Source organism: Streptomyces sp. NBC_00316 (assembly GCF_036158715.1).
In the GTDB taxonomy this organism is placed as follows: domain Bacteria; phylum Actinomycetota; class Actinomycetes; order Streptomycetales; family Streptomycetaceae; genus Streptomyces.
This window is the reverse complement of sequence record NZ_CP108023.1, coordinates 5,832,290-5,845,575: the sequence shown is the minus strand read 5'-3', so window position 1 is coordinate 5,845,575 and position 13,286 is coordinate 5,832,290. Positions and strand designations below refer to the sequence as shown.

9 protein-coding genes are annotated in these 13,286 nt (G+C 72.6%); all 9 read left to right on the top strand.

Annotation, left to right across the window (positions count from 1 at the left end; all coding sequences use genetic code 11):
- Position 1 precedes the first annotated feature (1 nt).
- The 9 genes from OG878_RS25995 (at position 2) to OG878_RS25955 (ending at position 13,277) form a co-directional block, all read left to right on the top strand.
- Positions 2 to 1,267 (top strand): 6-phospho-beta-glucosidase, encoded by a 1,266-nt coding sequence (locus tag OG878_RS25995; RefSeq protein WP_328889008.1) that lies wholly within the window; start codon positions 2 to 4, stop codon positions 1,265 to 1,267.
- Positions 1,258 to 2,241, top strand: coding sequence for an N-acetylglucosamine kinase (locus tag OG878_RS25990; RefSeq protein ID WP_328889007.1), 984 nt, complete (start codon positions 1,258 to 1,260; stop codon positions 2,239 to 2,241). The genes OG878_RS25995 and OG878_RS25990 overlap by 10 nt, the downstream gene beginning before the upstream one ends.
- Positions 2,242 to 2,561: 320 nt before the next feature.
- Positions 2,562 to 3,950 (top strand): hypothetical protein, encoded by a 1,389-nt coding sequence (locus OG878_RS25985; RefSeq protein ID WP_328889006.1) that lies wholly within the window; start codon positions 2,562 to 2,564, stop codon positions 3,948 to 3,950.
- A gap of 11 nt (positions 3,951 to 3,961) precedes the next feature.
- The gene (locus tag OG878_RS25980) at positions 3,962 to 4,993 is read left to right on the top strand and encodes a glutamate ABC transporter substrate-binding protein (RefSeq protein ID WP_328889005.1); all 1,032 of its coding nucleotides are present in this window, start codon (positions 3,962 to 3,964) and stop codon (positions 4,991 to 4,993) included.
- Positions 4,994 to 5,043: 50 nt separating this feature from the next.
- A complete protein-coding gene (locus OG878_RS25975; protein ID WP_328889004.1) occupies positions 5,044 to 6,369 on the top strand; it encodes a hypothetical protein in 1,326 nt (441 codons plus the stop codon).
- Between the two features lie 67 nt (positions 6,370 to 6,436).
- A complete protein-coding gene (locus OG878_RS25970; protein WP_328889003.1) occupies positions 6,437 to 9,223 on the top strand; it encodes a tetratricopeptide repeat protein in 2,787 nt (928 codons plus the stop codon).
- Positions 9,224 to 9,225: 2 nt separating this feature from the next.
- Complete coding sequence (locus tag OG878_RS25965) at positions 9,226 to 10,626, top strand: PP2C family serine/threonine-protein phosphatase (RefSeq protein ID WP_328889002.1); 1,401 nt, start codon at positions 9,226 to 9,228, stop codon at positions 10,624 to 10,626.
- Positions 10,627 to 10,693: 67 nt separating this feature from the next.
- Positions 10,694 to 12,055: a vWA domain-containing protein gene (locus tag OG878_RS25960; protein WP_328889001.1), complete on the top strand. Its 1,362-nt coding sequence runs from the start codon at positions 10,694 to 10,696 to the stop codon at positions 12,053 to 12,055.
- Between the two features lie 97 nt (positions 12,056 to 12,152).
- Complete coding sequence (locus OG878_RS25955) at positions 12,153 to 13,277, top strand: FHA domain-containing protein (RefSeq protein WP_328889000.1); 1,125 nt, start codon at positions 12,153 to 12,155, stop codon at positions 13,275 to 13,277.
- Positions 13,278 to 13,286: the final 9 nt, after the last annotated feature.

The window sequence follows — 13,286 nt, the reverse complement described above, 5'->3', positions numbered from 1 at the left end:
CATGAAGCTCGCAGTAGTGGGTGGCGGGTCCACCTACACACCCGAACTGATCGACGGGTTCGCCCGGCTGCGGGACACGCTGCCCGTCGAGGAGCTCGTGCTCGTCGACCCGGCCGCCGACCGCCTCGACCTCGTCGGCGGCCTCGCCCGCCGGATCTTCGCCAAGCAGGGCCACCCCGGCCGCATCGTCACCACCTCGGACATCGACGCGGGTGTCGCCGGCGCCGACGCCGTCCTTCTCCAGCTGCGCGTCGGCGGCCAGGCCGCCCGCAACCAGGACGAGACCTGGCCACTGGAGTGCGGCTGCATCGGCCAGGAGACCACCGGAGCCGGCGGCCTGGCCAAGGCACTGCGCACCGTCCCGGTCGTCCTCGACATCGCCGAACGGGTCCGCCGCACCAACCCCGACGCGTGGATCATCGACTTCACCAACCCGGTCGGCATCGTGACCCGGGCGCTGCTCCAGGCCGGGCACAAGGCCGTCGGCCTGTGCAACGTGGCCATCGGATTCCAGCGCAAGTTCGCCGCGCTGCTCGACGTCACGCCGGGCGAGGTGCACCTCGACCATGTCGGGCTCAACCACCTGACGTGGGAGCTCGGGGTCCGGCTCGGCGGGCCGGACGGCGAGAACGTGCTGCCGAAGCTGCTGGCCGAGCACGGCGACGCGATCGCCGACGATCTGCACATGCCCCGGGCGATCGTCGACCGGCTCGGCGTCGTCCCCTCCTATTACCTGCGGTACTTCTACGCGCACGACGAGGTCGTCCGCGAGCTCGGCACCAAGCCGTCGCGGGCGGCCGAGGTCGCCGCGATGGAGAAGGAACTCCTCGCCCTGTACGGCGATCCCGCACTCGACGAGAAGCCCGCGCTGCTCGCCAAGCGCGGCGGCGCCTTCTACTCGGAGGCGGCCGTGGACCTGGCGTCCTCACTGCTGGGATCCGGCGGCTCCCCCGTCCAGGTGGTCAACACCTACAACAGGGGGACGCTGCCGTTCCTGCCCGACGACGCGGTGATCGAGGTACAGGCCCGCGTCGACGGCACCGGCGCCGCACCACTGGCCGTACCCGAACTGGACCCGCTGTACGCCGGTCTGATCTCCCATGTGACGGCGTACGAGGACCTCGCCCTGGAAGCCGCCCTGCGCGGCGGCCGGGACCGGGTCTTCAAGGCACTCCTCGCCCACCCCCTGATCGGCCAGTTCGAGTACGCCGAGGCGCTCACCGACAAACTGATCGCACACAACCGGGAGCACCTCGCGTGGGCGTGAACGCCGCCGTCCTCGCCATCGACGCGGGGAACAGCAAGACCGACGTCGCACTGATCGGACCGGACGGAACGGTGCTGAGCACGGCCCGCGGGGGCGGCTTCCAGCCGGCGGCCGTCTCCATCGGGGCGGCGGTGGACGTCCTCGGCGCGGCGCTCGACGAGGCACTGGCAAGGGCGCGGGGGCTCGGCACCGCGGTGGACACCGTCGGCCATGTGTCGGCCTGTCTCGCCAACGCCGATCTGCCGGTCGAGGAAAGGGAGTTGGCCGAGGCACTACGGGCACGCGGCTGGGGCGGCACCGTCGAGGTCCGCAACGACACCTTCGCGATCCTGCGGGCGGGCGTGGACGAACCCCGGGGCGTGGCCGTCGTCTGCGGCGCGGGGATCAACTGTGTCGGCATGGTGCCGGACGGGCGGACCGCGCGCTTCCCCGCCATCGGCCGGATCTCCGGTGACTGGGGCGGCGGTTCGGGGCTCGCCGAGGAGGCCCTGTGGTTCGCCTCGCGGGCCGAGGACGGGCGCGGTGAGCCGACGGAACTGGCCCGCACGCTCCCCGCCCACTTCGGGCTCGACTCGATGTACGCGCTGATCGAGGCGTTGCACCGGGGGCAGATCGACTTCGAGCGCCGGCACGAGCTGACGCCCGTACTGTTCGCGACCGGTGCGGCCGGGGACCCGGTGGCGCAGGCTCTGGTGCACCGGCTCGCGGAAGAGGTCGTCGCGATGGCATCGGTCGCGCTGGGCCGACTCGGGCTGCTGGACGAGGAGGCGCCGGTGGTGCTGGGCGGCAGTGTGCTGGCGGCCCGTCATCCGCAGCTGGACGACGCCGTCGCCGCGCTCCTCGCGGAGCGCGCCCCGAAGGCGGTGATCCGGGTGGTGACGCAGCCGCCGGTGCTGGGCGCCGGGCTGCTGGGCCTGGACCGCACCGGGGCGGCGCCCGAGGTGCACGACAGGCTGCGCGCACAGTACAGCTGACGTGCCGGCAACGCGGGGGCGTTCCGCCGGTGTTGCGGGCCGCCCCTTGCGTACGGGAACCGATCACTTGTCCCGGACGTGTTCATGGATGGGGAGATCGGTCCGGTTCGGGGACCGGGCCGCCGATCGCCTTGATCGACGGCTCCGGCCTTGATCGAATGCATGGGGGGCAGTCGCATGCCCGGTGCGTCCGTGGACCGGTGCAGGATCCAGGCGTTCCTGGTGTGGATGTCCGTCCCTGCGGCCATACTTCTGGCCGGGTACCAGTCCCCCGATCGGCCGGGGGCCGGGCCACCGTCAGCGACCGAGGGGGAGGTCACGTGACATACCCGCCGAATGTGCGCACGGCGCCGGAGCACGCACCGGCCCAGCCGTCCGCGCCCGTCTCCGTACCCGCGCCGCGTCGCAGTGCCTGGTCCGAATCGACGGCGCGGCTGCGGGCCGCGGCAACGACCGAACCCGGCAGGCTCCAGATCATCGGGGCCGCGCTGGCGGCGCTCGTCCTCGCTTTCGGGGCCGTGACGGCGTTCGAGATCTCCGACCGGGCGGCGGCCGCCGACGAGGTGGTGAGCCGCAGCCAGCCGCTGAGCGCCGAGGCGGCGAACATCTACCGCTCCCTGGCCGATGCCGACACCGCGGCGGCCAGCGGATTCCTCGCAGGGCCGCAGGAGCCCCGCGAGGTCCACGAACGGTACGAGAAGGACATCCAGGACGCGTCCCGGCTGCTGGTGAAGGCGGCGTCCACCACGGACGCCTCGTCGCCGTCGGGCCAGGAGATCACCAAGCTCAACCAGGAACTCCCCCGGTACACCGGCCTGATCGAGCGGGCCCGCGCCAACAACCGCCAGGGCCTGCCGCTGGGCGGCGCCTATCTCCGGTACGCGAACCAGAAGATGTCCGCCGAGCTGCTGCCGGCCGCCGAGCGGTTGTACACGGCGGAGACCGGCCGGCTCGACCAGGACGACGACTCCGCGCGAGCGTGGCCGTTCCTCTCGCTGGGGCTCGGTGTGGTGACGCTGGGTGCGCTGTTCTGGGCGCAGCGGCGCAACTACCGAAGGACGAACCGGGTCTTCAACCACGGGCTGCTCGCCGCGACCGCGGCGTCCACCGTGCTGCTGCTGTGGCTGGCGGTGGGGCACACGGTGGCGCGTGCCGAGCTGCGGGACGCCGACGTGCACGGCCAGCAGTCCCTCGATGTGCTCAACCAGGCGAGGATCAACTCGCTGAAGGCACGGGCCAATGAGCTCCTGACCGTGGTCGCCCGCGGTGCGGTGCTCACCGCGGACGGCAAGAACGACAAGTACGAAACCGACTACAGCACGGGCATGAAGGCGCTCGGCGGCGAGCTGTCGACGGCCGGGAAGCTCGCCGACGACGCCCAGGGAAGCGGGCCGGTGGCGCAGGCCGTCAGCGGTGTCTCCGAGTGGCAGAACCGCCACCGCACCGCCCGCAGCACCGACGACAACGGCGACTACGACAGCGCTCTGAAGCAGATCATCGGGGCGAAGGACTCCACGGGGGAATCCTTCGGCCGGGTGGACGGGGCGCTGGAGAAGGCGCTCGCCCATGAGCAGGGCGAGTTCACCCGGGCCGCGAGGGACGGACGCGGGGCGCTGGGCGGGCTGCCGGTCGGGGCGGCCGCTCTTGCCGTGCTGGCGGCGGTCGCAGCGATCGTCGGGATCAACCGCAGACTGTCGGAGTACCGGTGAGAGGGGGAACGATGACCAGGACCGGTTCCACCCGGGGAGGACTGCGCGGCTGGGGCGGGGTGACGGGGATGGCCGTGGCCTGCGCGGTGACGGCGTCCCTCACCCTGCTGCCGCTCTCGCACGGCGGCTCCGGGCCCTTCGGCATCGGGTTCGCCGGGCCGGGTGCGGCCACTGCGGTGCCGGCCAGCGCCGACGACTGCACCGATCCGGAGGCGAGCCTGCCGCCGTCGGGCGCCGACGGGCCGAGCATCGAGAAGATCAAGGAGCGCGGGAAGCTGATCGCCGGGGTCGACCAGAACAGTTTCCGCTGGGGCTACCGCGATCCGGCCACCGGGAAGCTCGAGGGGTTCGACATCGACCTGGTGCGGGCCATCGCACGCGACGTCCTGGGCGACCCCGACAAGGTGATCTTCCGGGCGATCCCCACCAACCAGCGCATCGCCGCGCTGGAGAACGACAAGGTCGACGTCGTCGTCCGGACGATGACGATCAACTGCAAACGGCTGGAACGGGTCTCGTTCTCCACGGCCTACTTCCAGGCCGGTCAGCAGGTCCTCGCGCCGAAGAACTCGCCGATCACGGGGTACGACAAGTCCCTGGCCGGCAAGCGGGTCTGCACCGCCGAGGATTCCACCGCGTACGAGGCACTGGAGAAGCAGTCGTTCGGCGCCAGGTTCAAGGACCGGCACGACGGCACCGACGCCGACGAGGACCAGCTCACCGTGCCCAACCAGCTGGACTGCCTGGTCCGCCTGCAGATGGGCGAGGTCGACGCGGTGGTCACCGACAACGCGCTGGCGGCGGGCCAGGCCGCCCAGGACCCGGCCGTCGTCCTCAAGGGCGACAAGCCGTTCACCACCGAGTACTACGGCGTGGCCACGAAGCACGGTGCGAACGACCTGGTGGCCCGGGTCAACCAGGTGCTGGTCGACTACCGCAGGGGTGGCGCCGCCAGCCCCTGGATGGTGTCGTACCGGAAGTGGCTGGCGAGCGGGCTGCCCGGAATATCGGCGCCGCCGGCCCCCAAGTACCGGAACAACTAGTCCTTGATCCCACCGGGTTCGTCCCGGCGGGGAGAGCGGAGAGGTGATCGATGGGCGTCGCGGGCCCTTTCCCCGGCTATGCGGGGAAGCCTCCCGTCCCGGTCCTGGACCGGGACGAGGCGGACCGTGCGCTGGGCCGGCTCGGTGCGGAGCACGAGGCGATCGAGACCTCGCTCCTCGCCCTGCAGGACCATGCCGGCCGCCGGCTCCTGGAGGGCGCCGATCTGACCGGTGTCACCAAGGAGCGCTGGGCCGCCACCGAGCAGTCGATCACGCTGCTGTGGGGGTACTTCGACGCCTACGCCGGAGCGATCGACGAGGCCCGTGAGATCCGGGCCAGACGGCGCTCCCCCAACCGCGACGATCTGCTGGCGCTGACCGAACTGCTCCGCGGCCAGGGCGTCACGGTGGCGTCCACCGCCACCCGGCCCGATCCGTCGATCACCGGCCCGGCGAAGCTGTCCGAGCGGTTCACGCTGGAGGAGCTGGTCGCCCGGATGAACGACCTGTACGCACGCGCGCTGGACATGGTCGTCGCCTCCGACTCCGTGTGGTCCGCACTGCCCGCCCGGATAGATCTGCTCGCCGCCGAGCTGCGCCGGACCCGGTCGCTGGCGCACTCCGTCGGCGTGCGGCCCGGGGAACACCCGGCGGGCGACGACCTCGAGGCGATCACCCATGAGTTGACCACGCTGCGGGCGCAGGTGATCTCCGATCCGCTGGCGTTCTGGCTGCCTGGCCCCGGCAGCGCGGCGCCCGGTGGCGGCCGTCCGGACACCCTGCGCTACGACCGGGCGGCCCGCGCCCTGGACGACGTACGGCGGGAGATCGAGGCGGTCCTCGCCGTCCGGCAGGACGCCGAGCAGCGCCTCGTCCAGCTGCGCGACATCCTCTCCCGCGCGGATCGCACGCTGGCCGAGGCACGGGCGGCGCGCGGCGAGGTGCTGGCGAAGATCGCCGCCTCCGAGGTGCCCGCCGTCAGCGGTCCTCCGACCGCTCTGCAGGAGCGGCTGGCCGCCGCGTCGGAGTACCGCAGGCACGCCCAGTGGCACCGGCTCTCACCGCTGCTGGAGTCCCTGGAACGGGAGGCCGAGGACGAACTGCTGCGCGCCCGCGAATCGTTGACGGCGGTCACCGCGCCGCTGGCCGTCCGGGCCGAGCTGCGCGGCCGGCTGGACGCGTACAAGGCGAAGGTCGCCCGGCACGGCCTGGCGGAGGACCCGATGCTGATCGAACGGTACGACGCGGCGCGCCGCATGCTGTGGAGCGCGCCGTGCGATCTGCGGGTCGCCGCGCAGGCGGTGCTGCGCTACCAGGAGGCGGTGGCGGAGCTGCTGAACCCCCGCCGGCCGTCCGCACCGGAGGACCGGCGATGAGCGGGCGTACGGGCACGGGCAGGGCGAACGGGCCGCTGCGGCGGCGGGGCGAACAGGGGGACAGACCATGAGTACGCAGTGCCAGCGCCCCGCGTGCGAGGGCAACTACGAGGACATGGGCGGCGGTGAGCTGTACTGCGACACCTGCGGTCTGGCTCCGGTCGTCTCGCCGAACGGCATGGTGAGTTCACCGCCCACCGGCATCGCGGCCGGCGGTGCCGGCGGCAAGGGCAGCAACAGCAGTTCGGCGCGCAGCGGCTCGCCGGCGTCGTCCCGGGCCTCCTCGCGCTCCTCGTCCCGCTCGTCGACCTCGCGGCGTTCGGTGTCGGGACGGCTGTCGCGCTCCCTGTCGGGCGGTGCCACGTCCCGCTCGGTGTCGGTGCGCTCCTCCGGTTCCTCGACGGGCGCGTCCGGCCGCAACCGGCTGGGTGCGGGGCTCGTGCAGGTACCGGGCGTGCCGCGTCCCGACCCGCGCTCCGCGGTCATGGAGAACCCGGAGGTGCCGGAACGGAAGCGGTTCTGCTCGCGCTCCGACTGCGGGGCCCCCGTGGGCCGGTCCCGTGGCGACCGGCCGGGGCGCACGGAGGGGTTCTGCACCAAGTGCGGCCACCCGTACTCCTTCGTACCGAAACTGCACGGCGGCGACATCGTGCACGGCCAGTACGAGGTGGCGGGCTGTCTTGCGCACGGCGGGCTCGGCTGGGTCTACCTCGCGGTGGACCGCGCGGTCTCCGACCGGTGGGTGGTCCTCAAGGGCCTGCTGGACACCGGGGACCAGGACGCGATGGCGGCCGCGATCTCGGAGCGGCGCTTCCTCGCCGAGATCGAGCACTCCAACATCGTGCGGATCTACAACTTCGTCGAGCACCTCGACCAGCGGACCGGCTCCCTCGACGGCTACATCGTCATGGAGTACGTGGGCGGCAAGGCGCTCAAGGAGATCGCGAACGAGCGCCGCACCCCGGCCGGCAAGCGGGATCCGCTGCCGGTCGAGCAGGCCTGCGCGTACGGCATCGAGGCCCTGGAGGCGCTCGGCCATCTGCACAGCCGCAATCTTCTGTACTGCGACTTCAAGGTCGACAACGCGATCCAGACCGAGGACCAGCTCAAGCTGATCGACATGGGTGCGGTGCGCCGGATGGACGACGAGGAGTCGGCCATCTACGGCACGGTGGGGTACCAGGCGCCGGAGGTGGCGGAGGCCGGCCCGTCGGTCGCCTCCGATCTGTACACGGTCGCGCGGACACTCGCCGTGCTCACTTTCGACTTCCAGGGGTACACGAACGTCTTCGTGGACTCGCTTCCGGACCCGGGCAACATCGAGGTGTTCCGGACCTACGAGTCGTTCTACCGGCTGCTGGTGCGGGCCACGGACCCGGATCCGGCACGGCGGTTCGCCTCCGCGTCGGAGATGGCGGAGCAGCTGACGGGCGTGCTGCGGGAGGTCGTGGCACTGCAGACGGGGCGGCCGCGACCGGCGCTGTCGACGCTCTTCGGTACGGAACTGCGGGTCACGGACACGCAGTTGTTCGCCGAGCTGACGGACGACGTGTCACGGCTGGGGGTGCGGGCACAGCCGTCGGGCCGGCGCGGCGTGAAGGCAACGGGCAACGGCGGGGCTCCGGTCGCGGGTCCCGCAGGGGTGCCGGCCGGGGCGCCGGGGGCGTCCGGCTACGCCGTGCCGGGCGCGCTGCCCGTCGGTGCCGGGCAGCCGGCCGCCGGGGCCGCACCGCTCTCGGCGTCCGCCACCCACGTCCGGGGCGGCGCCGGCGCCGCCACCGGTCCGTACGCGCAGACGCAGGCGGCCATTCCGGCACCCCGGGCCGAGATCACGCCTCTCGCCCCTGCTCCTCCGCCGGGCCCGTACGCCTCGGGCGTGCCCCGGCTGGCCGGGCTCGACGCACGGGCCACCTCGCTCGCGCTGCCCGTCCCCCGGGTCGACGCGAACGACGCCAACGCGGGCTTTCTGGCCGGACTGATGGCGTCGGCACCCGCCGAACTGATTTCCGCGCTGCAGGCCGTACCCGCCGCTTCGCTGGAGACCAGGCTGCGGGAGTTGCGTGCCCGGCTGGAGATGAACGAACTGGGCGCGGCCGGCCAGACCCTGGCAGGTCTGGAGACACAGCACCCGGACGACTGGCGGGTCGTCTGGTACCGCGGGGTCGCCTCGCTGGTGACGGGGGACAACGAGAACGCGGCGCTGTCGTTCGACGCGGTCTACGACGCGTTCCCCGGCGAGCCGGCGCCCAAGCTGGCGCTCGGCATCTGTGCGGAGGTCCTCGGTCAGCTGGACAACGCCGCCGAGTACTACCGCCTGGTGTGGACGACCGACCCGAGCTTCGTCAGCGCCGCGTTCGGCCTGGCCCGGGTGCAGATCGCGGCGGGGGACCGGGCCGGGGCGGTGCGGACGCTGGAGTCCGTGCCCGAGGCGTCGATCCACTACACGGCGGCCCGGGTCGCCGCCGTGCGGGCCCGGCTGCGTGAACGTGCCCCGTACGAGCCACTGATCGCCGATCTGACGGCCGCCGCCGAGCAGGTGTCCGGGCTGCAGAGTTTCGGGCTGGACGCGGTGCGCCGCGAGCAGTTGTCGACCGAGGTACTGGGGACGGCCCTGGACTGGGTACTCTCCGGAAGCCCCACCGCCCGGCCGGACACCCCGCAGTCCCAGGCGTCCGCCGGCCCTGCCGGCGCCGCCGGACCCAGGACTCTGCTCGGCAGTGAGGTGGACGAACGCGGCCTGCGTCTCGGCCTGGAGCGTTCGTACCGGATACTCGCCCGGCTTGCGCAGCGTGGCGACGAGAGGATCGACCTGGTGGAGCGGGCCAACCGCTTCCGCCCCCGGACGTGGGTGTGAAAATGTCGCAGATGCACCAGGAGACGGCCTTGTCGAGGTGTCCCAGCTGCGAGGAGCCGCTGGAAACGGGCGACCTGTTCTGCGGCGCGTGCGGTTACGACCTGTCGGTCGTACCGGCACCGCCGGAGGACCACCCGACCATCGCCATGGCCGTGCCTGCGGTCCCGGGCGCCGGAACGCCCGGTGCGGCTCCCGAATCGGTCGCGCGCACCGCGGCGGCTTCCGGTTCGGTCGAGTGGTCGGCCGCCCCCGCGGCCGACCGGTCCGAGCCGCCCGGCTCGGCGGCTGCCTCGGCCGGTGTCCCGGCCGGTGGCCCCGAAACCGCCCCCGTGGCGGTTCGCTACGACCGGCCCGGCCCCTCCGGCTCGGGCGACTTCGAGCTGGCCGCACCCGCTGCGCCGGCCGCCCTCGACCCCCGTACCCCCGCGGGCGCCGCCGTGCCCGAGCCGGCCCTCACGCCTCCGGCGGGCACCAAGCTGTGCGTCGCCTGCCGAGCCGGTCATGTCGACCCCGACGGCTACTGCGAGAACTGCGGACACGCCCAGCCCCGCGAGCGCGACCACATGGAGCAGGAGCTCGGTTCGGTGGCCGCCGTCAGCGACCGGGGCCTGCGCCACCACCGCAACGAGGACTCGTTCGCGGTGTCGACCACCGCGCTGCCGGACGGTTCACCGGCCGTCGTCGCGATCGTCTGCGACGGCGTCTCCTCCGCGAGCCGCCCCGACGAGGCATCCGCCGCCGCCGCAACCACCGCCAACGAGTCGCTGCTGGAGTCGCTGCCGCGCGGAGTCCACCCGCAGCAGGCGATGCACGAGGCGATCGTCGCCGCCGCCGAGTCGGTCAACTCGCTGGCCCACGACGACAGCAGGGCCCCGGAGCGCGATCCGCACCACCACCAGAACGCGCCGGCGTGCACCCTGGTCGGCGCGGTCGTGGCGGGCGGCCTGCTGGTCGTCGGCTGGGTCGGCGACAGCCGCGTCTACTGGGTGCCGGACGACCGGACCACCCCACCCGCCCGGCTCACCGAGGACGACTCCTGGGCCGCGCAGATGGTGGCGGCCGGCCTGATGAACGAGGCGGAGGCGTACGCGGACGAGCGCGCCCACGCCATCACGGGCTGGCTCGGCGCCGATGCGTACGAACTGGAGCCGCACACCGCGTCGTTCAAACCGGACCGGCCGGGTCTGGTGGTGGTGTGCACCGACGGGCTGTGGAACTACGCGGAGTCGGCCGCCGACATGGCCGCCGCCGTCCCGCCGGACGCCCAGGAACGACCCCTGTACGGCGCCCAGGTACTGGTGGGCCACGCGCTCGACGGTGGGGGCCACGACAACGTAACAGTGGCTCTGCTGCCGTTCGCCGTACCGCCGCAAGGGGCAGGATCGGCCTACAGCACCGCTTGAGTCCCGTTCCGTCCGTTCGCCGACTGCGACCTCGCCAGCTCTGCCACCTTTGCCAGGAGCCGATCAGATGGCCAATTTCTCCAAGTCCCACGTGCCGCAGTTCTCCGTCGAGGTGTACCAGAACGAGTATCTGCCGGAGGGCGGACGCGAGGTCAACGCGATCGTCACAGTCACCTCGACCGGTGGCGGCACCACCGGCGGCACCCCGCTGACCGGTGCGCATGCCTCGCCCGCCGCCGTGCCGACGCAGGGGCCGAACGCCGCCGTGGTCATCATGGTGGACTGTTCCGGTTCGATGGACTATCCGCCGACGAAGATGCGCAACGCACGCGACGCGACGGCCGCGGCCATCGACACCCTGCGCGACGGCACGTCGTTCGCCGTGGTCGGCGGTACGCACCTCGCCAAGGAGGTCTACCCGGGCAACGGCCGCCTCGCCACGGCCGACGCCCAGACCAGGGCCCAGGCCAAGGAGGCGCTGCGGCGGCTCAGCGCGGGCGGCGGTACGGCGATCGGGACCTGGCTGCGGCTGGCCGACCGGCTGCTCGGCGCCGCCGATGTGGACATCCGGCACGGCATCCTCCTCACCGACGGGCGCAACGAGCACGAGTCGCCTGAGGACCTGCGGGCCGCACTCGACGCGTGCGCGGGCCGCTTCACCTGTGACGCCCGCGGGGTCGGCACCGACTGGGAAGTGAAAGAAGTCACAGCCATCGCCTCCGCGCTGCTCGGCACGGCCGACATAGTCGCCGACCCGGCGGGCCTCGCCGTGGACTTCACGCAGATGATGGAGAACGCGATGGGCAAGGAGGTCGCGGACGTGGCGCTGCGGCTCTGGACGCCCGTCGGGGTCGAGATCAAGTTCGTGAAGCAGGTGGCGCCGACGGTCGCCGAACTGACCGACCGGCGTACGGAAGCGGGCCCGCGCGCCGGGGACTATCCGACCGGGTCCTGGGGCGACGAGTCCCGCGACTACCACGTGTGCGTGCAGGTGCCGGAGGCCGGGATCGGGCAGGAGATGCTGGCGGCCCGCGTCTCGCTGATCCTCCCCGACCCGTCGGGGGCGGCGGCTCCGCAGACGCTCTCGCAGGGGCTGGTACGGGCGGTGTGGACCGACGACATGGTGGCGTCCACGTCGATCAATCCGCAGGTCGCGCACTACACGGGCCAGGCCGAACTGGCACAAGTCATCCAGCAGGGGCTCGATGCACGCAAGTCGGGAGACTTCGACGGCGCGACGGCGAAACTGGGCCGCGCGGTGCAACTGGCGTCAGCCTCCGGGAACGCGGATACTGCGAAACTGCTTTCGAAGGTGGTGGACGTCGTCGATGCGGCGACAGGTACTGTGCGACTGAAGGCGAAGGTCGCGGAGGCCGACGAGATGACCCTCGAAACGCGCTCCACCAAGACCGTTCGCGTGAAGAAATGACCTGATGGCCGACCGGCATCCAGCTGGCCCGGCGACCTGGCAGAGCAACAGGAATGACGGCCTCCGGGGCCGGACGAGGAGAGGGGGAAGCGCCGACATGCCGACCTGCCCGAACGGACACCAGTCGGGTTCCGAGGACTGGTGCGAGGTCTGCGGCCATCGCATGGCCGGGGCGGGCGCCCCTGCGGGCGCAGTCCCCCCGCCGCCACCCCCGCCGCCGGCGCCCGGTTACGGCTACCCCCAGCGCCCCGGGCCCGAAGCGACCCAGCAGGCCGAGCTCTGCCCGCAGTGCCGCACCCCGCGGGAGGCGATGGCGCCGTTCTGCGAGGAGTGCCGCTGGAACTTCCTCACGAACACGGCGACGTCCTACACCCCGCTGGCCCCGCAGCACGGAGGTCCTGGTGCCCCCGGTCCCGGCGGCCCGGTGCCCGGTCTGAACCTGCCGCCCGGCTTCCAGGCGCAGCAGGGGCCGCCGCCCCCGCCTCCTCAGCAGCGTGACCCGTACGAGTACCAGAGCTCGCGGCCCTCCCAGGTGAACCGCCCGGCCGAGCCGCTGTCAGGTCCCGACAGCCATCCCGGCCCGCCGGGACCGGGTCCGCAGCTGCCGCCGAACGCGTTCCAGCGGCAGGGCCCGCCGCCTCCGCCGTCCTTCCAGCAGCAGACCGCGCCCCCGCAGCCGCAGGTCCAGCAGCCCACCGGTGACGACTGGATGCTGCCGCCGCCCTCACGGGCACAGGTTCCTCAGCCTCCGCAGGGCCCCCAGCCCCCGATGCAGCAGCAGCCTCCGTTCCAGCACCAGATCCCGAACCAGGCGCCCGCGAGCTGGACAGCGGTCATCGCTCCGGACCGTGACTACTTCCTGGCGATGATGCAGCGCAGCGGCCCCGAGGCGACCGGGCTCAACCTGCCCGCGTACTCCCCGGAGCAGCGCCTCCAGCTCACCGGCAACCAGGTCACCATCGGCCGTCGCCGGCACAGCACCGGCGAGTCCCCCGATGTCGATCTGTCCGTGCCGCCGGAGGACCCGGGCGTCTCGCACCAGCACGCGGTGCTGGTGCAGCAGCCCGACGGCAGCTGGGCCGTGGTCGACCAGAACTCCACGAACGGCACCACGCTGAACGGTGCCGAGGACCCGATCCAGCCCTACGTCCCCGTTCCGCTCCAGGACGGCGACCAGGTGCACGTCGGGGCGTGGACGACGATCACCATCCGGCGCGGCTGACCGGCGTAC